We start from the raw sequence: 23,379 nt of genomic DNA, 5'->3' as shown, positions 1-23,379 counted from the left end.
CGAGAACTGACCGAGTGCGCTCTGGCGTGGGCTTGGGGCCTGGCCGCGCTCCGGGCATCCATGGACCTGGAGGGCGTCGCCGCATCAGCGTAAAGGATTCACGCGAAGTTTCCGTGGGCGCGGTAGTCGAGCGCCCGGCGACCGGCCGGTGGCGGAATCGACCGATTCCAGGAGCTTCCTGATCGCGGCTGCGCATACCTGTCGACGTCCGGTCTGCTCCAATGACCCCTTGTGTGCGGTTGGCCCGATTCGATTTTTCGGGGCCCGCGGAACACTCTGCATGCAGTGACTGCGACCCTGGAGGCATGAGCATGAGCTGGCTGGTCACCGGTGGGGCCGGATACATCGGCGCGCATGTGGTGCGTGCCCTGCGCGACGGCGGCGAGTCCGTGGTCGTGTACGACGACCTGTCCACCGGCAGCAGGGACCGGGTGCCGGACGGGGTACCGCTCGTCATCGGCAGCGTCCTGGACCGTGACCTGCTGGAGCAGGCAATTCGTGACCATGCTGTGACAGGGGTCGTGCACATCGCGGCCAAGAAGCAGGTCGGTGAGTCGGTGGAACGGCCGCTCCACTACTACCGCGAGAACGTCACCGGTCTGCAGACGCTCCTCGAGGCGATGAACGCCACCGGCGTGGACAAGGTCGTCTTCTCGTCCTCCGCCGCGGTCTACGGCATGCCCGATGTGGACCTCGTCACGGAGGACACCCCCTGTGTGCCGATGAGCCCGTACGGCGAGACCAAGCTCATCGGCGAGTGGCTGATCAAGGCGGCCGCCACCGCGTACGGCGTCCGCGGAGCCTCCCTGCGCTACTTCAACGTGGCCGGCGCGGCCTCCCCCGAACTGTCCGACGCCGGGGTCTTCAATCTCGTCCCCATGGTCTTCGAACGGCTGGAGGCGGGAGAGGCACCCCGGATCTTCGGCGACGACTACCCGACCCCCGACGGCACCTGCGTCCGCGACTACATCCATGTCCAGGACATCGCCTCCGCCCACCTCGCGGCCGCCCGCCGCCTCGACGAGGCCCCGAAGGGCACCGCGCTCACGCTGAACATCGGCCGCGGCGAGGGCAGTTCGGTGCGCGAGATGGTCGACCGCATCCTCAAGATCACCGGCAACGAGGACGTCGCCGCCGAGGTGACCGCCCGCCGCGCCGGCGACCCGGCCCGTGTGGTGGCCTCGGCGGACCGCATCCGCGAGGAACTGGGCTGGACGGCCCGGCACGGCCTGGACGAGATGATCGACTCGGCCTGGCAGGGGTGGCGGCACCGGCGCTAGCCGGAATCGCGGAGGGCCGGACGGGCAGGGTGCCGCAGCCGTGGCGTCTGCCTGCCCGTCAGGGCGGCCGGCCCGGGCTCACGCCCGTGTGATCACGCCGGCCGGGCGGGGCCGCGTCTGACGCTGGCCCGGGAGTTCCGCCGGAACGGGCCCGGTCGTGCGCGCCCGGTGCTCCAGCGCCGTCGCGCACAACGCCCGCACCGCCGCCCCGAAGCGTTCCTGGGAGGCGGGTTCCGCCGGCCCCAGCAGCCGTAGCTTCAACTCGGCGCGCGCCGCTGCCAGTTCGTCCCGCTCCGGATGCCGTACGGCGTCCAGCAGTGCCGGAACCCCGGCCGCGTCCGGGGTCAGCACCGTCGCTGCCGCCACCGTCGGGAAGGCCGTACGGAACGCCGGCTCGGGGAGGTCACCGGTGTTGGCCACCGCGTAGGGCTTGCCGCTCGCCAGGAAGTCGGTGATCACACTGGACACGTCGCTGATCAGCAGGTCGGCGACGTTGAAGCAGGCGTAGAGCGAGGGGCGGGCGTCCGCGATGACCCGGTGTCCGTTGTCCGGGAGGGACGCCCAGTAGGCCTCCTCCCAGGCCGCCGTCACCCGGGCCACCGCCTCCGCCCGGCCCGGCACGGGGCCCGGCCGGACGAGCATCCGCTCGGCCGCGTCGGCGGCCGGCCGGAAACCGGCGGTGGTGAGCCGGTCCAACTCCGCTGTCAGGCGCAGGAGTTCGGCCGACGGCGCGGTGGCGCGGGAGCGGTCCGCCGCGTGGATCAGCGCCCGGATCCGGCGATCCGCGGCGCCCGCCCGCGGATCCACCGAGCCGGTCAGCGGATGCGGCTTGTACAGCAGTCGCACCCCCGGGTCCGCCAGCAGCGCCCGTACGAGGTTCTCCCCGGCCGCGATCACCGAGGTGTTGCCCGGATTGCCGTCCCAGCCCTCCCAGGTCGGCGCGTACAGCACTGTCACGGGGCGTCCGGCCGGCGGGCCCGCGTACGGGCGTACGGCGTCCAGTTGCGGGCGGCCGATCTCCACCACGTCCTTGTCCTCGACCCCCACCTCGGCCAGCGCGTACCGCTCGCGCGCCGCCGGACCGGCCACCCACACCTCGTCGTACGCCTTCGCGTACGGATTGCAGGACGACGGCTTGTCGCTCTCCCCGTGGTTGACGAAGGCGTGCTTGATGGTGGGGATGCGCAGCACCTGCGAGGTCTTGCCGGAGTTGGAGGGGTGGATGAGCACCTGGAGCGTGGAGTGCTCGAGCCGCAGCAGCGTGGGCACCTTCGGCAGGCACACGATCGGGATGTCGGTCGCCGCGATCTTCGGCACCATGAACCGCTCGCGCAGGATGATCACCGGCCGGGCGTCCAGCGCGGCCAGCGGCCCCAGCCACATACCGGCCTGGTAGGCGGAGGACACCCCGCCGGAGAAGTACAGCCCGACCGTCGGCCGGTACTCCGCCAGCCACGCGTCGAACCAGTCGAGCACCTCCTGCTCGTCCGCCGGGCGCCGCCCCGGCAGCAGCCGCAGCAGCAGAACGGCCAGCCCGGCCAGGGCCAGTACCAGCGACAGCGCGACACCGGCCGCCGCGCACCGGGTGTCGTCGGTCACCGCCGTCCCCGCCAGTCCGGCCGTCGCGGGCAGGCCGAACACCAGCAGCCGGTGCCCGGCGCGGCGCAGCAGCACGGGCGGGGCGGGGGAGAGCCGCAGCGCGCGGGCGTCGATGTTCCGGGTCACCACGGGCAGCGTGCGGGTACGGCGGACCAGCACCGACACCGCCTGGACGGCGCAGTGCAGCCCGTAGAAGGCGAGCAGCGCGGCGACGAGCGGGGCGTACTGCGTCTCCCGGTGCTGCTCGCCGAGCCGCAGCAGCCCCACCACCAGCAGCAGATCGCGCAGCACATGGCGGACGGTGACGTCCGCGTGCGACTTGGCGAACAGCGACACCATGCCGGGCTGCCACCGGTACAGCACGCACTCGGCCGCCAGGGACACGGCGGTCGCGGCGACGAGCAGCGGTACGTGCGGCAGGAGCGCCGCCACCGCCTGCGCGAGGACGGCGGTGACGAGCACGGCACCCACCAGCCCTCCCAGGAGGCTCGGCGGACGGGGAAGAGGTACGGGCACTGCGGTCACTCCAGGAGCGTTGGGACGGACCAGGTCGTCCGTGCCCGGTTAACGCCCGGTGACCGCCCGACGACACGCGCGTATCCGTGAAGCGGCCGCGGAACGGGCCGCGGAACGGGCCGCCGCTCCGGCCGGCCCGTTCCGTGGCGTCCGTGGCGTCCGCGGCGTCCGTGGCGGCCGGGGCCCTTCTCCCGCCTGTCGGCCTTCGTTCCGGATGGCGGCCGGGGCTGTCCGTAGCGTGGACCAGTGACGTGACACACATCCCGTTCACGTAGATTGCCCGGTGAGCAGGGCGGGCCAGGAGAGGGGACGGCGGCAAGGTGGCAGGGGTGAGGCGGGCCGTGGGCGAGGCGCGCAGGATCGTCGTCAAGGTCGGCTCCTCGTCGCTGACCACCGCGGAGGGCGGACTCGACGCCGACCGGGTGGACGCGCTCGTGGACGTCCTGGCGAAGGTGCGGAACGCGGGCCCGGCCCGCAGGGCCTCGGCCGAGGGCGGTGGCGGGAGACGGGCGGGCGGCGGGGAGCGGGAGATCGTCCTCGTCTCCTCCGGTGCCATCGCCGCCGGACTCGCCCCGCTGGGGCTGCGCCGCCGGCCCCGGGACCTGGCCCGGCAGCAGGCCGCCGCCAGTGTCGGCCAGGGGCTGCTGGTCGCCCGCTACACCGCCTCCTTCGCCCGCTACGGCGTCCGCGTCGGCCAGGTGCTGCTGACCAGCGACGACATGAGCCGCCGCGCCCACCACCGCAACGCCTCCCGCACCCTGGACAAGCTGCTGGCGATGGGCGCGCTCCCGGTCGTCAACGAGAACGACACCGTCGCCACCGACGAGATCCGCTTCGGCGACAACGACCGGCTCGCCGCCCTCGTCGCCCACCTGGTCCGCGCCGACCTGCTGGTGCTGCTCTCCGACGTGGACGGCGTCTACGACGGCGACCCCGCCCGCCCCGGCACCTCCCGTATCGCCGAGGTCAGGGGTCCCGGAGACCTCGCCCACGTCGAGATCGGCAGCGCCGGCAAGGCGGGCGTCGGCACCGGCGGCATGGTCACCAAGGTCGAGGCCGCCTCGATCGCCGCCGCCGCCGGCATCCAGGTGGTGCTGACCAGCACGGTGCACGCCGCCGACGCCCTCACCGGCGGCGACACCGGCACCTACTTCCACCCCACCGGGCGCCGCTCCGCCGACCGGCTGCTGTGGCTCCAGCACGCCTCCGCGCCGCAGGGCTCGATCACCCTCGACGACGGTGCCGTGCGCGCGGTCGTCCAGGGCCGCAAGTCGCTGCTGCCGGCCGGGATCGCCGGCGTCGACGGCGAGTTCAGCGCGGGCGACCCGGTGGAGCTGCGGGACCGCGAGGGGCGGGCGGTGGCCCGGGGCCTGGTCAACTTCGACGCCAGGGAGATCCCGCTCCTGATCGGCCGCTCCACCCATGAACTCGCCCGGGATCTCGGACCGGAGTACGAACGCGAGGTCGTACACAGGGACGATCTGGTGGTCCTGCATCCGTAATGTGCCGAATCGTCCACCCCCGGTGGTGGACGTTCCGCAAAAGCGCCCCACGGGCCCCGGCGGCCTGCTCAACTTTGTTGCGAGGACACATCCGCCCGACCGCCGGGTGGGTCCGCGCGTGAAGGAGGCCGTCGTGAGACGAGTGCGCCCGGGGACGACGGCGTCTCGCGGTGCCGGCTCCCGTGCGGCCGGCGAGGAGCGCGCTCTGAGCAGCGTCACGACCGGTGACCGGTGCCAGGGCGGCGGCGAACCCCGGGATCTGCCCCGCCTGTGGCACGTCACCCTCAGCGTCTCCGGCGCGCCCGCCCCCGTCGCCGAGGTGCGGCGGTCGCTGGAGCAGCTCGCCCACGACCACCCGTTCCTGCTGACCAGCCGCTACGCCGACGACCACGCGGAGATCCGCTACTGGGAGGAGGCCCGCGATCTGCACGACGCGGCCGCCGTCGCGCTGCGCCTGTGGGGCGAGCACCGCCAGACCGCCGGCCTGCCGCCGTGGGAGATCGTCGGCCTGGAGGTCATCGACCGGGCCACCTACCACCAGCGGGTCGCCGCCGGGTACGGGCCGGTGCCGGCCACCCCGGTGGGCGTCCATCCCTTTTGAACCCGTGTCTCATGGTTCGGGATGACCGCCGTCCGGGCCGGCCGCCCGCACTACCCTTCCCTCATGACCACGCTCTCGCCGTACGACTCGATGTCCCCGGTCAACCAGGCCGCCTACCGGGCCAAGGGGGCCGCCGCGACCCTCGCGCCGCTGCCGCGGGCCGTCAAGGACGACGCGCTGCTCGCCGTCGCGGACGCGCTGGAGGTCCGTACGAGCGAGATCGTCGAGGCCAACGCCGAGGACGTCGCCAGGGCCCGTGAGGCCGGCATCAGCGAGGGCATGATCGACCGGCTCACGCTCACCCCCGAGCGGGTGCGCGCGATCGCCGCCGACGTACGGGACGTGGCCGCGCTGCCCGACCCGGTCGGCGAGGTCGTCCGCGGCTCCACGCTCCCCAATGGCATCGATCTGCGCCAGGTCAGGGTGCCGCTCGGTGTCGTCGGGATCATCTACGAGGGCCGCCCCAATGTGACGGTCGACGCCGCCGCCCTCTGCCTGAAGTCCGGCAACGCGGTCCTGCTGCGCGGCTCGTCCTCCGCCTACCGCTCCAACACCGCGCTGGTGCGGGTGCTGCGCGACGCCGTGCACGGCGCGGGCCTGCCCGCCGACGCCGTCCAGCTGGTGCCCGGCGAGAGCCGCGACAGCGTGCGCGAGCTGATGCGCGCCCGCGGCCTGGTCGACGTACTCATCCCGCGCGGCGGCGCCTCGCTGATCAACACGGTCGTCCGGGAGTCCGTCGTCCCCGTCATCGAGACCGGCACCGGCAACTGCCACGTCTACGTGGACGCGCAGGCCGACCTCGGCACGGCCGTCGAGATCCTGGTCAACTCCAAGGCCCAGCGGGTCGGCGTGTGCAACGCGGCCGAGACGCTCCTCGTCCACCAGGACATCGCCGCCGAGTTCCTGCCCCGCGCCCTGGACGCGCTCGCCGACGCCGGGGTGACCGTGCACGCCGACGAGCGAGTGATGGCGTACGCCAAGGACTCCCGCGCCACCGTCGTGGAGGCCACCACGGAGGACTGGGAGACCGAGTACCTCTCCCACGACATCGCCGCCGCCGTCGTGGACTCCCTCGACCGGGCCGTCGAGCACATCCGGCTGTGGACCTCCGGCCACACCGAGGCCATCGTCACCACCTCGCAGCAGGCCGCCCGCCGGTTCACCCAGCTGGTGGACTCCACCACGGTCGCGGTGAACGCGTCCACCCGGTTCACCGACGGCGGCCAGTTCGGCTTCGGCGCGGAGATCGGCATCTCCACGCAGAAGCTGCACGCCCGGGGGCCGATGGGCCTGCCGGAGCTGACCAGCACCAAGTACATCGTCACCGGCGACGGTCACGTACGGCGCTGAGCCGCACAGGCGTCTCGGCGGACGGATGAATTTCCATACCGTCTGCCCAAAATGACCCCCCAGGTCTACTCTGGATGTGTGCCGGAGGACGTGGGGGGCACGCCGTTCCCTGACGGCGGGGAGCCCGACGACGACCACGACCGCGGGGTGTCGGACGAAGAGTTCGCCTCCGTGGTCTTCGACGAGGCCTTCGTACAGGCGGCCGAGATGCACGAGCCGACCGCCGTCGAGCGTCTCCTGGCGGCCGCGCAGGCCGGAGCCGAGGCATCCGAGGCCGAGGCCCACCGGGCCCGAGCGCGCGGCGAGCGGTACGACGACGGGTACGGCGGCTACCGGGGCGGCTACGACGACCGGGACGACGACCCCGACGTCCTGGAGGACGGCTACGGCTTCCCGGGCTCCTACGGCGGCCAGGTGCGCTGGCACCGTCCCGTCGCCTGGATGCTCGCCCTGGTGATGGGCGTCGGCATGGTCGCGCTCGCCTTTTCGGCCGTCTACCGGGGTGCCTCCTCCGGCCGGCAGGAGCCGGCCCCGCCGCCCGCCACCACCGGCGTGGAGCAGGGCGGCGCGGCGACACCCTCCGCGCCGGCCGACCACTCCCGGCAGACCGTCCCGGTGATCCCGCCCGGCAGCCCCTGAGGACCGGCCCTCCGACCTGTTGAGAACCTGTCAGAAGTTGGCCTCGGCAGGGCGTTTACCGGGACCCTCCCCGACCTACCCTGAAGATATGGGAGGGCCTTCGGACCCACCCGAGGGGACGCCCGAGGGAGCCCCCGGAGGTGGAGAGGACGAGTACAGGTCCGTCGTCTTCGACGAGTCCTTCGTCCGCGCTGCCCGGCTCCAGGAGTACTCCGCCCAGGAGCGCATCACCGACCACGCCCCCGCCGTACGCCGCCGCCCGCCGCGCAGCCGCCGCGGACTGTCCCGGCAGGCGCTGATCCTGGTCCTGCTGATCGCCGTGGCCTTCGGCACCGCCGTCTACATGGGCGTACGTCACCCCTACCGCAGTCCCGCCGCCGACCGGCCCGCCGAGCCGCTGCGGATGACCGTCGTCCCGCTCGCCCCACGGGGCGAGGTCCCCGGCACCACCGACGTCGAACGGCTGTACGCGCACAGTCCCGCGGCGGGGTTCCGGCCCGGCGCCGAGGGGGTCCCGCTCCCCGCGTCCCGCCGTACCGAGCACTTCTCCGACGGCCAGGTGGTGTCCGCGCTGCTCACCGCCAAGGACTACCTCGTACGCTCCGGACTCGACCCGGGAGTGCTCACCGGCGGCGAGACCCGGCCGGTGCGGGTGCTGGTGGACTCCGGTCAGCTGGACCAGTTCGACGAGAGTTTCGACCGGCCCACCACCGACGGGCGGCACGCGCCCACCGGATGGCTGGTCCGCTTCGACCCCGCCCGGGTGCGGCTGGCCGACCACGAGATCCGCGTCCGGGGCACCATGCAGGCCGCCGAGACCGACTCGTCCACCCTCGAGGTCGTCACGGACCACACCTTCGTCTACGCACTGCGTCCGGCCGGGCCGGGGCAGGACACCGAGGCGTCCCTCTTCACCGTCCGGCGGGAACTGCACTTCCGCTTCGACCGCGACGATCTGCGGCTGCACCAGGCGGAACTCGTCCTCGCGTACGTCCAGGCTGGGCCGCTGTCCTGTGCGGAGGACGCGACCACCCGCCTGAACCCGTTGCTCTCCGGCCAGACGGCGAAGTCCGCCGCCCCCACCGGCACCGACCCGTACGCCACGGGCAGCACCCCGGCCCTGTGCGGCACGCTCGCCGCCGGGGCTCAGCCGAGGCTGTGAGAGTCGCAACCCAGCCCCTCCGGCGTGTGAGGAGCGGGGGTCCGGGGGCAGCGCCCCCGGGGAACGGGAACGGGCGGCGGGGGCGAAGAAACTACGCCCCGTCGCGCGGCGGCTCGTCGTCCCCCGCGGCCGGCTTCGGCGGCGGCGGCGCCGACGTGAACCCGCCGAACCCCCGGCGAACCCGCCCGCCCAGATCCCCCGCACCACCCGCGATATCACTGACCAGCTTCATCAGCGGATCCTTCGAGCTACGCACATCCCCCGCGTAACTACTCGCCGACTCCCGCCAGGAATCCCGCACCGACGCGTCCTTGTCCTCCTCGCGGCGCGGATAGTGCCCGTCGACGATCCGCTGGAAGTCACGGGACGCCGCCCACTTCTTCAGCTCCGCCGCCCGCACCGTGGTGAACGGGTGCGAACGGGGCAGCACGTTCAGGATCTTCAGCACGGAGTCGCGCAGATCCCCGCCCGCCTCGTACTCCTCGGCCTGCTCCAGGAACGCGTCCACGTTCATCTCGTGCAGATGGTTGCCGCCCGCGATCTTCATCAGGCCGCGCATCGAGGCCTGGACGTCCTGGCCGACCAGCAGCCCCGCACGGTCCGCCGACAGCTCCGACTTGCGGAACCACTCCCGCAGCGCGGTCACGATCGCCATGATCGCGACATTGCCGAGCGGGATCCACGCGACGCGGACCGCCAGCGACGTCAGGAACAGCAGGATCGTCCGGTACACCGCGTGCCCGGACAGCGCGTGCCCGACCTCGTGCCCGACGACCGCCCGCATCTCCTCCTCGTCGAGGAGTTCCACCAGGCCCGTGGTCACCACGATGATCGGCTCGTCCAGGCCGATGCACATCGCGTTCGGATTCGGGTCCTGCTTGACGTACATCGGCGGGACCTTCTCCAGGTCCAGGATGTAGCAGGCGTCCCGCAGCATGTCGTTGAGATGCGCGAACTGCCGGTCCGAGACCCGCACCGAGTCGGACAGGAACAGCAGCCGCAGACTGCGCTCGGGCAGCAGACCGCTCAGCGCCTTGAACACCGTGTCGAAACCGGTCAGCTTGCGCAGCGCCACCAGCGCGGAACGGTCCGCCGGATGCTCGTACGCGCGCGTGGAGATCCCGGGGAAGCGCCTGCGCTGCCTGCTCGGCACGCTCTCGTGCCCGTTGTGCTGATGGCCGTCGGACATGTATCCCCCATGTGCGTCTGGTGACCCCTCGCGGCCCCTGGTGCGGCCCTTGCGCGTCCCCCGCGGCGAAGCCCAGCCTAGGCGGAGTTACCTTGGACGGGCAGTGCCGGACGAACGGGACGGCCGAGGAGGTGCGAGATCTTGATCCGGGTGCTTCTGGTCGTGATGCTGGTGGGCTGCGCGCTCACCGCGTGGTTCCTGCTGCGCGGCTACAGCCGGAAGGACGACTGAGCGGCGCGGAAGGTTCCTCGCGTCCTCCCGTCGGCCCCCGCGTCGGCCCCGGCGTCGGCCCTCGCGTCGACCTCCGCGTCCGCCCTCGCGTCCGCCCGGAACGGCGGAGTCGGCGTGATCGCCGCGAAGGCCCCCGCATACGATGAGGCCACGTCTTTATCCCGCCCACACGCGATAGGTCCTGCCGAAGATGAGCATCCACAGCGCCGCTGCCCAGTTCGCCACCCTTGCCGCCGAGGGCGGAGAGCACGGTGGCAACCACGAAAGCCTCAACCCCGCCCTCGTCGGCGGTGGAGCCCTGTTCATCCTGCTGCTCCTGCTCTGGATCACCACCCGCTTCAACCGCGACCGCTGAGCCCCGCGACGGCCGCCCTGGCGGACGGGGTCCTCGGGCGGGGCCGGTAGGGTCTGCACGCATGGGAGAGCAGGACATGCCTACCGGCCCCGGCAGCGGCCCGTCCCGGCAGGGCAGACGCCGTCTCGGCGTGATGGGCGGCACCTTCGACCCGATCCACCACGGGCACCTGGTGGCCGCCAGTGAGGTCGCCGCGCAGTACGGCCTCGACGAGGTGGTGTTCGTTCCCACCGGCCAGCCGTGGCAGAAGAGCCACCGCGCGGTGTCCCCCGCAGAGGACCGCTATCTGATGACGGTCATCGCGACCGCCGAGAACCCGCAGTTCTCGGTCAGCCGCATCGACATCGACCGCGGCGGTGCCACCTACACCGTGGACACCCTGCGCGACCTGCGCGCGCTCAACCCGGACAGCGACCTGTTCTTCATCACCGGCGCCGACGCCCTCGCCCAGATCCTCACCTGGCGCGACAGCGAGGAACTGTTCTCCCTGGCGCACTTCATCGGCGTGACCCGGCCCGGCCACCATCTGACCGACGCCGGTCTCCCCGAGGGAGGGGTCTCGCTCGTCGAGGTTCCCGCCCTCGCCATCTCCTCGACGGACTGCCGTGCGAGAGTCGCCAAGGGAGAACCCGTCTGGTATCTGGTGCCGGACGGCGTCGTGCGCTACATCGACAAGCGCGACCTGTACCGCGGCGAGTGAGCCGAGAGGGGCACCGGTGAACGACCGATACGACGCGGGATACGGGGCCGACGGGGGCGCCCCGTACGAACTCGTCGGCTACGACGAGTACGGCCGGCCTGTCTACCGCCAGGCCACGGACCAGCAGGCCCAGCAGACCCAGCAGGCCCAGCAGTACGACGCCTACCAGCAGCAGGGCTACGGCTACGACCCGTACCAGACGGGCGGCCACCAGCAGCCCGCGTACGACCCCTACGGCACCGGGGCGGGCGCCCCGCAGCAGCCGCAGGCACCGCCGTACGACTCCTACGACCCCTACGGGGCCCAGCAGGGCACGCAGCAGGACGGCCGGAGCGGCCAGGACGCCCCGTACGACCCCTACGGGCAGACCGGGCAGACCGGGCAGCAGCCCCCGGTCACCGAACAGACCGCGCACATCCCGCAGCAGCCCGGACCGGCCGGCGACGATCAGGACCCCGACGGGTCCGCGCCGGAGTACCGCACCGAGCAGTTCGCCTTCGTCGAGGAGCCCGACGGCGACTCCGAGGACGTCATCGACTGGATGCAGTTCACGGAGAACCGCACCGAGCGCCGCGAGGAGGCCAAGCGCCGCGCCCGCAGCCGGATCATCGCCCTCGCCGTGGTGTTCGCCCTGGTCGTGGCCGGTGGTGTCGGCTACCTCTGGTACGCGGGGAAGCTCCCGGGAGTGTCCGACTCCGGCACCGGCACGGGCACCACGACGGCCGCCGGCGCGCAGAAGCGGGACGTCGTCGTCGTCCATCTGCACGACACCACCAACGGCGGCACCGCCACCGCCCTGCTCGTCGACAACACCACCACCGAGCAGGGCACCACCGTCCTGCTGCCCAACTCCCTCGCCCTCACCGGCGACGACGGCTCCACCACCACGCTCGCCAAGTCCGTCGAGGACGACGGCTCCGAGGGCACCAGGACCGCGCTCGACACCGTCCTCGGCACCGACATCGAGGGCACCTGGCGGCTGGACACCCCCTTCCTGCTCACCCTCGTCGACCTCGTCGGCAACATCGAGGTCGACACCGACACCGACGTGCCCGACCCGGACGCCAAGAAGAAGGGCGAGGCATCCCTGGTCAAGAAGGGGAAGGGCCAGACCCTCAGCGGCAAGATGGCCGTCGCCTACGCCACCCACCGCGGCTCGGGCGAGGACCAGAACGCCCAGCTGGAGCGGTTCGGGCAGGTCATGCACGGCGTGCTGCGCAAGATGACCTCCGACCCGGACGCCGCCACCGTCACCGTGCAGACCCTCGGCCAGATCCTCGAGCCGCCGCTCACCGACAAGGACCTGGGCGCCTTCCTCGCCCGGCTCTCCGAACGCGCCAAGGGCGGCGACCACAAGAGCGCGCTGCTGCCCGTCCAGGAGGACGGCACGCTCACCGCCGAGGCCAGTGACGGCGTCGTCAAGGACGTCCTCGGCGGCACCGCGAAGAGCCCCGACAAGAACGCCGCCGTCAGCGTCTCCGTACGCAACGCCACCGGTACGAAGGACAACACCGAGAAGGCCCGCGTGGTGCTCCTCAACGGCGGCTTCACCTTCCGGGACGCGGGCGCCGCCGGCGCCGCCGAGGCGTCCTCCGAGGTGGTCTACGCGGACGCCGCCGACAAGGAGAACGCCACCGAGGTCGCCAAGACCCTGGGGCTGCCCGCCGACTCCGTCAGCAAGGGCAGGACCTCCGCGAACGCCCGAGTCTCCGTGGTCCTCGGTCAGGACTACGAACCCGGCTCCTAGTTCCTTCCGGGCGCACCCTCCGTCGTCGCGTGGGGTGCGCCCGGTGGTCCGTGAGACCCTTGACAGCAAAGTGTCCGCCGACCGAAAGCCTCGCAGTGACCGCAACCGACCGTTCCCTCGAGCTCGTCACCGCCGCCGCCCAGGCGGCCGCCGACAAGCTCGCGCACGACATCGTCGCCTACGACGTCAGTGACGTGCTGTCCATCACCGACGCCTTCCTGCTCGCGTCCGCGCCCAACGACCGCCAGGTCAAGTCCATCGTCGACGAGATCGAGGAGCGGCTCAGCAAGGAGCTCGGCGCCAAGCCGGTCCGCCGCGAGGGCGACCGCGAGGCCCGCTGGGTGCTGCTCGACTACGTCGACATCGTCGTCCACGTCCAGCACAGCGAGGAGCGCGTCTTCTACGCCCTGGAGCGGCTGTGGAAGGACTGCCCCGAGCTGGAGCTGCCCGAGGAGGCCAAGGCCACCCGAGGCAAGGCCGCCGAGCACGCCAAGCTCCAGGAGGCCGAGGAGGCCGCGCAGACCGGCGGTGAGTGGTGAGCGCCACGGGTGAGGTGAGCGGGTCCGCGCGCCGGGGCCGCCGCGTCATCCTGTGGCGGCACGGCCAGACGTCCTGGAACGTGGAGCGCCGCTTCCAGGGCTCCACGGACGTGGAGCTCACCGAGACCGGCGTCGCCCAGGCGCGCCGGTCCGCGCGTCTCCTCGCGGGGCTGAAGCCCGACGCGATCGTCGCCTCCGACCTGCGGCGGGCCGCGGCCACCGCCGCCGAGCTGGCCGCGCTCACCGGCCTCGGCGTCATCCACGAGGAGGCGCTGCGGGAGACCTACGCGGGCGTCTGGCAGGGCCTGACGCACGACGAGATCATCGCCAGGTACGGCGACGAGTACGCCGCGTGGAAGCGCGGTGAGCCGGTCCGCAGGGGCGGCGGTGAACTGGAGACCGAGGTCGCCGACCGCGCCGCCCCCGTGGTGCTGCGGTACGTCGAGAAGCTCCCGGAGGACGGCACGCTCGTCGTGGTCAGCCACGGCGGCACCATCCGCACCACCATCGGCCGGCTGCTCGGACTCGACCCGCGCAGCTGGGAGAGCCTGGGCGGTCTCACCAACTGCTGCTGGTCCGTCCTCGGCGAGGGCGCCCGCGGCTGGCGGCTGCTCGAGCACAACGCCGGCACCCTGCCGGAACCCGTGCTCGGCGACGACGACTGACGGAGCCGCGATCCGGCCCCGGGGAGCCCCGGGACCCGGATTTCACTTTCCGGCAGGTCGCAGGCTAAAGTTCTTCTTGTTCGCCCCGCCGAGCGGGAAGAACGCCAGGAAGCCGCCCAGCGTGGCAACCAGGGGCTATAGCTCAGTTGGTAGAGCGCCTGCATGGCATGCAGGAGGTCAGGAGTTCAATTCTCCTTAGCTCCACATGACGAAGATCCCGCCTCCCGCCAGGGAGGCGGGATCTTTCGTTGTCCGCCGTTGAGCGGCAGGGTCCCGGCACGCGTATAGCTCTGCGAGGCGTCGAGCCGTGTCCCGACCGGTACAACGGCGTCGCTGACCGTGTCGGCCCGGTCGTGGCAGAATCAAACGGCCGGAAGGGGGCGCGGCCCGACGGGAGGGAGTTGTGATGCCTGCGAGCATCCTCGAGGGGGTCGACCACCTCCTTGGAGCGGTGTCGACGCCACGGACCTCGACCCGGCTCGGCTGCCCTTCCTGCGGTTCCGCGCACATCGCTCAGGTACTCGGCGACAACGGAGGGATCTCCTACGTGTGCACGGCCTGCGGCCACAGCTGGAGCTGACCGATGGGTGCACACAGGCGGAAGTGCGACTGGTGCGGCAGCGGGACGCCGATCGTACGGGACATGGAGCCGATCAATCCCGACTACCAGTACTGGTGCGAGGAATGCGCGCGGGCGCTGATCATAAAAGGCGACCCCATCGAGACGTACCGGGAACTCGAGGGGGAGCCGATCTACGGCCGGCTGCTGGAAGAGCACTGCACACTCAAACGCTTCTATTCGTTCGTGACCGCCTAGTCCCGCGGGGCCTGCCCCTCGGGAACGGGCATTTCGGGACACAGGCGAGTGGGGCGAAACCGATTTGGTGTTGGGCCGGGTCGACCGTGTAAAGTTGGCGAAGCCGCCGGGGAAACCGGGCGGAGCAGGGCACGGGGCTATAGCTCAGTTGGTAGAGCGCCTGCATGGCATGCAGGAGGTCAGGAGTTCAATTCTCCTTAGCTCCACAGAAGTAGAGGGCGGAGCATCCAAAAGGATGCTCCGCCCTCACTGCTTGTTCCCGGACCCGGTCCGGACCCGTCCCGGACCGCCGTGGCGGCCCGGGACCCGGGTGCTAGCGGCCCAGGGCGCGCCGGCCGCGCCCCTGGGAGAGCACCGGCAGATTGCGCGACGGTGCCTTCGCCTGCGGCGACTCGTCCTCGATGCGCAGCGCCAGCGCCGGGCAGCGGCGCACCGCCCGCAGCGCCTTCGCCTCCGCGAACCGCGGCACCTGCGCCTGAGCCACCGTCGGGAAGCCGTCCGCGCCGAGCTGGAACACCTCCGGGAGGATGTCCGCGCACAGGCCGTGGCCCCGGCACAGCGTCCAGTCGACGTAGATCTTCTGGCGGCTGGGGCCGTTCTCCTCGCCTCCGCCGCCCGGGATGCCCGTAGGGGCCCTGCCTCCCTCGAAGAGCGGCAGAACGCCCGCCACGGGCCGTCCGCAGCCGTTTCCGAGGACATGGGCGGCGAGGTCGTCGGTGAACGCCTTGACGGTCGACTCCAGGAACATCGCGGAGCCGTCCGGGTGCGAACACGCCCCGCGCCGCTTCACGTTCTTCGCGACCTGCTTGACCGCCTCCAGGGCGGCGGGGCCGCCGCCGTTGAGGATGTCCTCCAGGCCGCGCGCGGCGGCCGGCAGCCCCAGGTAGCAGGGGCCGCACTGGCCGGCGCTCTCCTCCGCCAGCCACTGGGCGACCCGCAGCGACTCGCCCAGCGGACAGGTGTCCTGACTGATCGGCAGGATCGCGCCCGCGCCGAGCGCACCGCCCACCGCGTCCAGGGAGTTGCGGGAGACGATCGCCTCGTTGACGGTCGCCGCGTCGATCCACTTGCCGTGGTAACCGCCCGTCAGCACCCCCTGTGGCACCGGCGGGGCGCCGGCGAGCTGGAGGATGTAGCGCAGCGGCACACCCGTCGGCGCTTCGATGACCATGGGGCGGGCCACCGCACCCGACACCGTGAGCATCACGGTGCCCGGTTCGTCGTACAGGCCGGTGTTGCCGTAGCGCTCCGGGCCCATACGGGCGGCGATGGCGAGCTGGGCGAAGGTCTCGGCGTTGGACAGCAGGGTCGGCGCGCCGCCGACGCCGTTCTTCGAGGCGCTGGTCTTGCGGCCCGGCGGGACGGCCGGACCGCCGTCGATGGAGCGGATCAGGGAGGCCGCCGCGCCCGTGACCATACGGACCGGATTGCGCTGCACGCGGGCGCGCAGTGCGGAGCGGCGGCCGTTGTTCAGACCGCGTTCGGCGAGCGCGGCCTCCATGGACCGCTGGGTGGACTCCCGGGTCACCCCCACCACGAGCGTGCGGGCACCCATGGCCTCGGCGCACAGCAGCGCGCCGTCCAGGATGAGATGAGGGGCACGGTTGATCAGTACCGTGTCCTTGCGGCAGGCCGGTTCGTCCTCGCTTCCGTTGACGACGACGACCGGCCGGACACCGCGCTTGATCGCCGTCTCGGCGACCGAGCGCAGCTTCTTGTGGAAGGGGAACCCCGCGCCGCCTCGTCCCCTGAGGTTGATGCGTTCGGCGAGCTGCGCGAGCTGCTCACCGCCCAGGGGCTCCAGCGGCCCGTGCACCTTGAGGTGCATGGGCAGATCGAGCCGGTCGACAAGGTCGAAGCCCGACGTGAGCTGGGGAAGCCCGACCACGCGGACTTCGGGTACGTCGGGCAGGGCCTCGTTCACTTAAAGCCTCCGGAAGGCGTGTTCCAAGGTTCGCCCGAACCCGGCGCGTCGAAGTCGTAGGACGACGACGTGCCGGGCTGTGGTGCATTGGCGGGACCGCTGTTGTACGTGTCACCCGGGTTGTACGTGCCGTAGGCGGCGTTCGTCTCACCGGTGTCGTACACATCACTCGAGCCGTACCCGGAACCGGTCGAATTGTCATAGGTCGGGATGTTGAATCCCGTGTCCTGGAGCGGGTCGTACGCCGACGGCGGGGCCTCGCCGACCGGTGGCGGGGACGGGATCGGCCAGTTGCCCGAGGTGCTGGAGGGGCCGTCCACGACCGGGGGGATGGCCTGCGTGGGCTGCATGTCCAGCGGCAGTTCCATCCGGGCGGTGGCGTCGGTGAGGGGCGGCTGGCCGGCGGGAGGCCGGCCGGGCGTCGACACCGCGCGATAGGCGGCCGCGAAGCCGTTCGCCGGTTCCGGGGCGGGGGCGCGCTCGGCGCTCTCGTACCGGGGGCGCTCCCCGCGCGGGCGGTCGCCGCCCCGCGCGGAGCCGCGCCCGCCGTATCCGGGCAGGGCGGACTCGGCCATCCGGGACCTGCTCTCCTCCAGCCGCTCCTCGCGGTCGCGCTGCTGGTCGGAGCCGAGCAGGACGGTGAGGCGGTCGGAGATTCTGCGCTTGACCCGGGCAGGAGAGGCCCGTATCAGCAGGGCGCCCATGACGCCGATCACCGACAGCATGTAGAGGATCAGGAAGATCGGCTTGGCCGCTCGACCCGCGTAGAGCCCGTGCACCAGCGCGGCACACCAGGCCGGGTAGGCCAGCATGTGCATGGCCCGCCAGCGGGCCGCGACCGGCGCCGGGGAGGCGAACCGGTTGCGCAGCACACCGGTGATGCCCACGAAGATCATCAGCATTCCGGCGAGGGTGCCGAGCCCGATGAGGAAGGACCTCCCCTGGACGGCCTCGTCGTCGGTGAGCAGCAGGCCGAAGGGGATCACCGCGGCGATCCAGCTGGTGTGCTCCTGTCCCAGCTTGATGCCGATGTGCACCAGCAGGAAGACGACCGAGGCGACCGCGGTCGTCCGGTGCACCGCCTGGGCGAGGATCCGCTGACGGGGGCCGAGCAGGATCCGGTCCTGGGCCACGAGTCCCCAGATCACCGAGCAGCTCAGGCAGACGAGCGACAGGACGCCCACGCCGAAGCTGAGGAACTCGGCGAGCCAGTCGTCCGCCGTGCTGTCGTCCGGCCTCATGACCTGCCTCCCTGCGTCACGACGCGGAGCGGGCACACCGGAGCCGCAGCCGACCGGCCCCGAACGGGGGGTGGGCTGCTGTCTGGACGAGGGTTCATGGGGGCAACTCCGAAGGTTCGGTCAAGCGGTCCCGCTGCCGAACTCTAAGGCGTCGTCATACCGATGAGTACGCGGTTTGAGTTATTGCGCTGTTATCAAAAGACAATCTGGCCGTAGTGATGTCCCTTAGGGGTGAATAAGCGAAGTAAATCTTGACCTTGGGTCAGCGTGTCGGAGAAGCGCGTCGCGGCCGGAACGGCGCCTGCGGTACCCTGGCGCCATGCGTGCCGTACGCCTTCTGCTTAGCGGGCCGCGCTGATCAGTCCCGACCGCCGGTGACCGGCAGGTCGGAATCGGCGCGGCGTCCCCTCCTGTGCGAGGGGATTTTTCATTTCCGGGAAGTCCGCAGCAGCAGGCAGAGACGATCGATGGAGCATTGAGGATCATGAGCGAGACGAACCCCGCAGCCGCGGAGGCCGCGCCGCACCGCTACACGGCCGCACTGGCCGCCGAGATCGAGGCACGCTGGCAGGACTTCTGGGACGCCGACGGCACCTACGCCGCGCCCAACCCGAGCGGGGATCTGTCGGGTGACCCGGAGACGGCCGCCAGGCCCAAGAAGTTCATCATGGACATGTTCCCGTACCCCTCGGGTGCGGGACTGCACGTCGGACACCCGCTGGGTTACATCGCCACCGACGTCTTCGCCCGCTTCCAGCGCATGACCGGGCACAACGTCCTGCACACCCTGGGCTTCGACGCCTTCGGCCTGCCCGCCGAGCAGTACGCGGTGCAGACCGGCACGCACCCGCGCGTGTCGACCGAGGCCAACATGGAGAACATGAAGTCCCAGCTGCGCCGGCTGGGCCTGGGCCACGACAAGCGCCGGTCGTTCGCCACGATCGACCCCGAGTACTACAAGTGGACCCAGTGGATCTTCCTGCAGATCTTCAACTCCTGGTACGACGACGAGGCGAAGCGGGCCCGTCCGATCGCCGAGCTGGTCGAGCGCTTCGAGTCCGGTGAGCGCGCCGTCCCCGGCGGCCGCCCCTGGAGCGAGCTGACCGAGGCCGAGCGCGCCGACGTCCTGGGCGAGTACCGCCTGGCCTACGCCTCCGACGCGCCGGTCAACTGGTGCCCCGGCCTGGGCACCGTGCTGGCCAACGAGGAGGTCACCGCCGACGGCCGTTCGGAGCGCGGCAACTTCCCCGTCTTCAAGGCCAAGCTGCGCCAGTGGAACATGCGCATCACCGCTTACGCCGACCGTCTGCTGGACGATCTGGACGCCCTGGACTGGCCCGAGGCCATCAAGCTGCAGCAGCGCAACTGGATCGGCCGCTCCGAGGGCGCCCGCGTCGACTTCCCCATCGACGGCGAGAACATCACCGTCTTCACCACCCGCCCCGACACCCTGTTCGGCGCCACCTACATGGTGCTGGCGCCCGAGCACCCGCTGGTCGAGAAGTTCACCGGCGGTCAGTGGCCCGAGGGCACCCACGAGGCGTGGACCGGCGGTCACGCCACCCCGGCCGAGGCCGTCGCCGCCTACCGCGCGCAGGCCGCCTCGAAGTCCGACGTGGAGCGGCAGGCCGAGGCCAAGGACAAGACCGGCGTCTTCATCGGCGCGTACGCCGTCAACCCGGTCAACGGCGAGCGGGTCCCCGTCTTCATCGCCGACTACGTCCTGATGGGCTACGGCACCGGCGCGATCATGGCCGTACCGGCGGGCGACCAGCGCGACTTCGAGTTCGCGCGCGCCTTCGAACTGCCGGTCCGCTGCATCGTCGAGCCGACCGACGGCCGCGGCACGGACACCTCCACGTGGGAGGACGCCTTCGCGTCGTACGACGCGAAGATCATCAACTCCTCCAACGACGAGGTCACCCTGGACGGCCTGCCCGTCGTCGAGGCCAAGGCCCGTATCACCGAGTGGCTGGAGCGCGGGGGCCGCGGCGCCGGCACCGTCAACTTCCGGCTGCGCGACTGGCTGTTCAGCCGGCAGCGCTACTGGGGCGAGCCCTTCCCGATCGTCTACGACGAGGACGGCATCGCCCACCCGCTGCCCGAGTCGATGCTGCCGCTGGAGCTGCCCGAGGTCGAGGACTACAGCCCGCGCACCTTCGACCCGGACGACGCCGACACCCAGCCCGAGACGCCGCTGTCCCGCAACGCCGACTGGGTCCACGTCACCCTGGACCTGGGCGACGGCCGCGGTCCGCGCCGGTACCGCCGCGAGACCAACACCATGCCCAACTGGGCCGGTTCCTGCTGGTACGAACTGCGCTACCTGGACCCGCACAACAGCGAGAAACTGGTCGACCCGGCCATCGAGCAGTACTGGATGGGCCCGCGCGAGGGTATGCCGCACGGCGGCGTCGACCTGTACGTCGGCGGCGCCGAACACGCCGTACTGCACCTGCTGTACGCCCGTTTCTGGTCCAAGGTGCTGTACGACCTGGGGCACGTGTCGTCGGCGGAGCCGTTCCACAAGCTGTTCAACCAGGGCATGATCCAGGCCTACGTCTACCGCGACAGCCGCGGCATCGCCGTACCGGCCGCCGAGGTGGAGGAGCGCGACGGCGCCTACTGGTACCAGGGCGAGCGGGTCTCCCGGCTGCTGGGCAAGATGGGCAAGTCCCTGAAGAACGCCGTCACCCCGGACGAGATCTGCGCCGAGTACGGGGCGGACACGCTGCGACTGTACGAGATGGCCATGGGCCCGCTGGACGTCTCCCGGCCGTGGGACACCCGCGCGGTGGTCGGCCAGTTCCGGCTGCTGCAGCGGCTGTGGCGCAACGTCGTCGACGAGGCGAGCGGCGAGCCGACCGTCGTCGACGCCGACGAGGTCGACGAGGAGACGCTGCGCGCCCTGCACAAGGCGATCGACGGCGTGCGCGGTGACCTGGAGGGCATGCGCTTCAACACCGCCATCGCCAAGGTCACCGAGCTGAACAACCATCTGACCAAGCGGGGAGGGGCGCTGCCGCGCTCCGTCGCCGAGCCCCTGGTGCTGCTGGTCGCGCCGCTGGCCCCGCACATCGCCGAGGAGCTGTGGCGCAGGCTGGGACACACGGACTCCGTGGTGCACCGGGACTTCCCGGTCGCCGACCCGGCGTACGTGGTCGACGAGACCGTCACCTGCGTCGTGCAGATCAAGGGCAAGGTCAAGGCGCGGCTGGAGGTGTCCCCGGGCATCGCCGAGGACGAGCTGGAGAAGGCCGCGCTGGCCGACGAGCGGGTCGTCGCGGCACTGGACGGCGCGGGGATCCGCAAGGTGATCGTCCGGGCGCCGAAGCTGGTGAACATCGTTCCGGCGTGAGGCGAGCGGGATGGGAGCGCGCTCGGTTCGTGCGCTCGGTCCGTGGCCGCCTCGGGTGTGCTCTCACGCTCCTCGCCGGGCTCCGCGCGTTCGGTGTGTGCGTTCGGTCCCGTGCGTTCGGTGAGTGCGTGAGGTGAGCGTCCGGGGTCCGGGTGGTCCCCTACGGGCAGGTTCGGGGTTCTCCAGGAACTCCGGGCCTGCCCGTTGCGTTTACCGTTGAAGAGCGGCGCGTTGTGCGCCGGAACAGATGAGCGGGCCCCGAGGAGGACTTCGTGGAGACGGTGTTGGCAGTGGTCGCCCTGCTCTTCGTCCTCTTCGTGGTGGCCGGCGTCTACGCCACGGTGAAGATCGTCGGCGCCGCCAAGCGCAGCGCGGACCGCCACCTCACCCAGGCCCGCCGCACGGTCGAGGAGCACACCCTGCGGGCCAAGGCCTTCGCCCAGCCCGGCCCCGCCGGTGAGATCGCCCAGCTGCGGCTGAAGCTGCGCACCTCCATGCGAGCCACCCAGGACGCCCTGGAGGCCGCCGTCGCCGAGGACGAGTCCCTCAAGGAGTCCCTCGGCCTCTTCCAGCGGCTCAGCGCGCACGGCCATGAGCTGGACGGGGAGCTCAGGCGGCTGGAGTCCGAGCCGGACCGGGCCACCCTCGCCGCCCGGCTGCCCGACCTGCGCGAGCGTACCGAGCGCATCGCCGCGTCCGCGGACTCCCTGCGCTGGGCGGCCCGCGACCGCGCCCGGCGCTTCGCCTCCGACGACCTGGACACCCTGAGCGAGCAGATCGACATGGAGGCCGGGGCCCTGCGCCACTGGACCACCACGGAAGCACCCGACCAGGCACCCCCGCCCTGGCCCGAAGCGCCCGCCGCGGACACTCCGACGACCGGCCAGACCTGGCGGGAGACCGCCTCGGCGACGGACCCGGAGCCGTCGCGGCCCGCCATCACCCCGCCTGCGCCGCGCCCCACCTACCCCTGGCAGAAGAAGCCCCGCCCCGAGAGCACGACATGAGCCGGTCCTGATCCGGCCACCGTCCGCCCCGGCCCGCGGGGCCGGGCTGCCGCACGGGCACTACGGCAGGTAACCTCCAGCTCATGTCCCGCCATGTCGCGATCGTCACCGATTCAACGGCCTACCTGCCGGCCCGGACGATGGAGCGGCACCAGATCACGGCGGTACCCCTGACCGTGGTCCTCGGCGACCGCGCGCTCGAAGAGGGCACCGAGATCTCCACCCGTTCCCTCGCCCAGGCCCTGCAGAAGCGGCGCCCGGTCACGACCTCCCGGCCCGGCCCCGAGGTGTTCGCCGAGACCTACCGCAGGGTCGCCGAGTCCGGCGCGACCGGCATCGTCTCGCTGCATCTGTCCGCCGAGCTCTCCGGGACGTACGACGCGGCGGTCGTCGCCGCCCGGCAGGCACCGGTACCGGTACGGGTGGTGGACACCGGCATGATCGCGATGGCCCTCGGTTTCTGCGCGCTGGCGGCGGCGGAGACCGCGGAGGCGGGCGGCACGGCGGACGAGGCGGTCACGGCCGCGGAGAAACGGGCGGCGGGGACGGCCGCCTACTTCTACGTCGACACGCTCGACTATCTGCGCCGGGGCGGCCGGATCGGCGCCGCGCAGGCGCTGCTGGGCTCGGCTCTCGCGGTCAAGCCGCTGCTGCAGCTGGCGGGCGGGCGTATCGAACCGCTGGAGAAGGTGCGTACGGCGTCGAGGGCGATCGCCCGCCTGGAGGAGATCGCGGCCGAGCGGGCGGGCGGCGCGGAGGTCGACATCGCGGTCCACCATCTCGCCGCGCAGGAGCGGGCGTCGGCCCTCGCGGACCGGCTGCGGACCCGGCTGCCGGGACTGGCGGACCTGCACGTCAGTGAGGTGGGCGCGGTGATCGGGGCGCATACGGGGCCCGGACTGCTGGGGGTCGTGGTCTCGGCCCGGTGAGGCGTGGGGCACTCGCGGGGGTGACGGA

At 71.8% G+C, this 23,379-nt stretch carries 20 protein-coding genes and 2 tRNA genes; 18 read left to right on the top strand and 4 right to left on the bottom strand.

What is annotated here, in order from left to right; genetic code table 11:
* Nucleotides 1-311: 311 nt before the first annotated feature.
* Complete coding sequence (gene galE, locus ACGFR9_RS12425) at nucleotides 312-1,280, top strand: UDP-glucose 4-epimerase GalE (protein ID WP_393206329.1); 969 nt, start codon at nucleotides 312-314, stop codon at nucleotides 1,278-1,280.
* Between the two features lie 78 nt (nucleotides 1,281-1,358).
* Here the strand turns inward: galE and ACGFR9_RS12420 are convergent, their stop codons facing one another.
* Nucleotides 1,359-3,404: a hypothetical protein gene (locus ACGFR9_RS12420; RefSeq protein WP_393206233.1), complete on the bottom strand. Its 2,046-nt coding sequence runs from the start codon at nucleotides 3,402-3,404 to the stop codon at nucleotides 1,359-1,361.
* Nucleotides 3,405-3,715: 311 nt separating this feature from the next.
* On the opposite strand from ACGFR9_RS12420, the gene proB reads away from it, so the two are divergent.
* From proB to ACGFR9_RS12395, 5 genes are all read left to right on the top strand, one after another.
* On the top strand, nucleotides 3,716-4,897 hold the full coding sequence (gene proB / locus ACGFR9_RS12415; RefSeq protein ID WP_393206230.1) for a glutamate 5-kinase: 1,182 nt from the start codon (nucleotides 3,716-3,718) through the stop codon (nucleotides 4,895-4,897).
* A 133-nt stretch (nucleotides 4,898-5,030) separates the two neighbouring features.
* Nucleotides 5,031-5,498: a hypothetical protein gene (locus ACGFR9_RS12410; protein WP_393206227.1), complete on the top strand. Its 468-nt coding sequence runs from the start codon at nucleotides 5,031-5,033 to the stop codon at nucleotides 5,496-5,498.
* A gap of 63 nt (nucleotides 5,499-5,561) precedes the next feature.
* On the top strand, nucleotides 5,562-6,848 hold the full coding sequence (locus tag ACGFR9_RS12405) for a glutamate-5-semialdehyde dehydrogenase (protein ID WP_393206224.1): 1,287 nt from the start codon (nucleotides 5,562-5,564) through the stop codon (nucleotides 6,846-6,848).
* Nucleotides 6,849-6,899: 51 nt separating this feature from the next.
* On the top strand, nucleotides 6,900-7,487 hold the full coding sequence (locus ACGFR9_RS12400) for a hypothetical protein (RefSeq protein ID WP_393206221.1): 588 nt from the start codon (nucleotides 6,900-6,902) through the stop codon (nucleotides 7,485-7,487).
* 88 nt (nucleotides 7,488-7,575) lie between these two features.
* Complete coding sequence (locus ACGFR9_RS12395; protein ID WP_393206218.1) at nucleotides 7,576-8,649, top strand: hypothetical protein; 1,074 nt, start codon at nucleotides 7,576-7,578, stop codon at nucleotides 8,647-8,649.
* Between the two features lie 91 nt (nucleotides 8,650-8,740).
* Here ACGFR9_RS12395 and ACGFR9_RS12390 read toward each other — a convergent pair whose 3' ends face one another.
* A complete protein-coding gene (locus tag ACGFR9_RS12390) occupies nucleotides 8,741-9,838 on the bottom strand; it encodes a M48 family metallopeptidase (RefSeq protein WP_393206215.1) in 1,098 nt (365 codons plus the stop codon).
* Between the two features lie 421 nt (nucleotides 9,839-10,259).
* On the opposite strand from ACGFR9_RS12390, the gene ACGFR9_RS12385 reads away from it, so the two are divergent.
* From ACGFR9_RS12385 to ACGFR9_RS12345, 9 genes are all read left to right on the top strand, one after another.
* Entirely contained in the window at nucleotides 10,260-10,424 is a 165-nt protein-coding gene (locus ACGFR9_RS12385; protein WP_393206212.1) for a hypothetical protein, read from the top strand.
* Between the two features lie 61 nt (nucleotides 10,425-10,485).
* The gene (gene nadD, locus ACGFR9_RS12380; protein ID WP_030217775.1) at nucleotides 10,486-11,124 is read left to right on the top strand and encodes a nicotinate-nucleotide adenylyltransferase; all 639 of its coding nucleotides are present in this window, start codon (nucleotides 10,486-10,488) and stop codon (nucleotides 11,122-11,124) included.
* A gap of 16 nt (nucleotides 11,125-11,140) precedes the next feature.
* Nucleotides 11,141-12,871, top strand: coding sequence for a LytR C-terminal domain-containing protein (locus ACGFR9_RS12375; protein ID WP_393206209.1), 1,731 nt, complete (start codon nucleotides 11,141-11,143; stop codon nucleotides 12,869-12,871).
* Between the two features lie 95 nt (nucleotides 12,872-12,966).
* Nucleotides 12,967-13,410, top strand: a complete 444-nt coding sequence (gene rsfS / locus ACGFR9_RS12370) for a ribosome silencing factor (RefSeq protein ID WP_311648102.1) — start codon at nucleotides 12,967-12,969, stop codon at nucleotides 13,408-13,410.
* On the top strand, nucleotides 13,407-14,075 hold the full coding sequence (locus tag ACGFR9_RS12365) for a histidine phosphatase family protein (protein WP_393206205.1): 669 nt from the start codon (nucleotides 13,407-13,409) through the stop codon (nucleotides 14,073-14,075). The genes rsfS and ACGFR9_RS12365 overlap by 4 nt, the downstream gene beginning before the upstream one ends.
* A gap of 131 nt (nucleotides 14,076-14,206) precedes the next feature.
* Nucleotides 14,207-14,279, top strand: a tRNA-Ala gene (locus ACGFR9_RS12360).
* Between the two features lie 202 nt (nucleotides 14,280-14,481).
* Nucleotides 14,482-14,655: a hypothetical protein gene (locus ACGFR9_RS12355; protein ID WP_106982038.1), complete on the top strand. Its 174-nt coding sequence runs from the start codon at nucleotides 14,482-14,484 to the stop codon at nucleotides 14,653-14,655.
* Between the two features lie 3 nt (nucleotides 14,656-14,658).
* The gene (locus ACGFR9_RS12350; RefSeq protein ID WP_006136074.1) at nucleotides 14,659-14,892 is read left to right on the top strand and encodes a hypothetical protein; all 234 of its coding nucleotides are present in this window, start codon (nucleotides 14,659-14,661) and stop codon (nucleotides 14,890-14,892) included.
* A 133-nt stretch (nucleotides 14,893-15,025) separates the two neighbouring features.
* Nucleotides 15,026-15,098 (top strand) — tRNA-Ala (locus ACGFR9_RS12345).
* 107 nt (nucleotides 15,099-15,205) lie between these two features.
* Here ACGFR9_RS12345 and ACGFR9_RS12340 read toward each other — a convergent pair.
* Both ACGFR9_RS12340 and ACGFR9_RS12335 read right to left on the bottom strand, forming a co-directional pair.
* A complete protein-coding gene (locus ACGFR9_RS12340) occupies nucleotides 15,206-16,816 on the bottom strand; it encodes an NADH-quinone oxidoreductase subunit NuoF family protein (protein ID WP_030217823.1) in 1,611 nt (536 codons plus the stop codon).
* Entirely contained in the window at nucleotides 16,813-18,057 is a 1,245-nt protein-coding gene (locus ACGFR9_RS12335; protein WP_393206200.1) for a cytochrome b/b6 domain-containing protein, read from the bottom strand. Before ACGFR9_RS12335 ends, ACGFR9_RS12340 begins: the two co-directional genes overlap by 4 nt.
* 484 nt (nucleotides 18,058-18,541) lie before the next feature.
* Here ACGFR9_RS12335 and leuS point away from each other — a divergent pair, with 484 nt between their 5' ends.
* From leuS to ACGFR9_RS12320, 3 genes are all read left to right on the top strand, one after another.
* The gene (leuS, locus tag ACGFR9_RS12330) at nucleotides 18,542-21,415 is read left to right on the top strand and encodes a leucine--tRNA ligase (RefSeq protein ID WP_393206197.1); all 2,874 of its coding nucleotides are present in this window, start codon (nucleotides 18,542-18,544) and stop codon (nucleotides 21,413-21,415) included.
* A gap of 272 nt (nucleotides 21,416-21,687) precedes the next feature.
* Nucleotides 21,688-22,422: a hypothetical protein gene (locus ACGFR9_RS12325; RefSeq protein ID WP_393206194.1), complete on the top strand. Its 735-nt coding sequence runs from the start codon at nucleotides 21,688-21,690 to the stop codon at nucleotides 22,420-22,422.
* 83 nt (nucleotides 22,423-22,505) lie between these two features.
* On the top strand, nucleotides 22,506-23,351 hold the full coding sequence (locus ACGFR9_RS12320) for a DegV family protein (RefSeq protein ID WP_393206191.1): 846 nt from the start codon (nucleotides 22,506-22,508) through the stop codon (nucleotides 23,349-23,351).
* Nucleotides 23,352-23,379 lie beyond the last annotated feature (28 nt).

Source organism: Streptomyces sp. NPDC048584 (assembly GCF_043199595.1).
Taxonomy (GTDB): Bacteria; Actinomycetota; Actinomycetes; order Streptomycetales; family Streptomycetaceae; genus Streptomyces; species Streptomyces edwardsiae.
This window is presented reverse-complemented; position numbering and strand designations above follow the sequence as displayed.

What these genes read in the sequence shown, in the direction of transcription:
- galE (WP_393206329.1), top strand. Translation starts at nt 312, where the DNA reads ATGAGCTGGCTGGTCACCGGTGGGGCCGGATACATCGGCGCGCATGTG.
- ACGFR9_RS12355 (WP_106982038.1), top strand. Translation starts at nt 14,482, where the DNA reads ATGCCTGCGAGCATCCTCGAGGGGGTCGACCACCTCCTTGGAGCGGTG.
- nadD (WP_030217775.1), top strand. Translation starts at nt 10,486, where the DNA reads ATGGGAGAGCAGGACATGCCTACCGGCCCCGGCAGCGGCCCGTCCCGG.
- ACGFR9_RS12335 (WP_393206200.1), bottom strand. Translation starts at nt 18,057, where the DNA reads ATGAGGCCGGACGACAGCACGGCGGACGACTGGCTCGCCGAGTTCCTC.
- ACGFR9_RS12350 (WP_006136074.1), top strand. Translation starts at nt 14,659, where the DNA reads ATGGGTGCACACAGGCGGAAGTGCGACTGGTGCGGCAGCGGGACGCCG.
- ACGFR9_RS12395 (WP_393206218.1), top strand. Translation starts at nt 7,576, where the DNA reads ATGGGAGGGCCTTCGGACCCACCCGAGGGGACGCCCGAGGGAGCCCCC.
- ACGFR9_RS12390 (WP_393206215.1), bottom strand. Translation starts at nt 9,838, where the DNA reads ATGTCCGACGGCCATCAGCACAACGGGCACGAGAGCGTGCCGAGCAGG.
- leuS (WP_393206197.1), top strand. Translation starts at nt 18,542, where the DNA reads ATGAGCGAGACGAACCCCGCAGCCGCGGAGGCCGCGCCGCACCGCTAC.
- ACGFR9_RS12385 (WP_393206212.1), top strand. Translation starts at nt 10,260, where the DNA reads ATGAGCATCCACAGCGCCGCTGCCCAGTTCGCCACCCTTGCCGCCGAG.
- ACGFR9_RS12320 (WP_393206191.1), top strand. Translation starts at nt 22,506, where the DNA reads ATGTCCCGCCATGTCGCGATCGTCACCGATTCAACGGCCTACCTGCCG.
- ACGFR9_RS12405 (WP_393206224.1), top strand. Translation starts at nt 5,562, where the DNA reads ATGACCACGCTCTCGCCGTACGACTCGATGTCCCCGGTCAACCAGGCC.
- ACGFR9_RS12400 (WP_393206221.1), top strand. Translation starts at nt 6,900, where the DNA reads ATGACCCCCCAGGTCTACTCTGGATGTGTGCCGGAGGACGTGGGGGGC.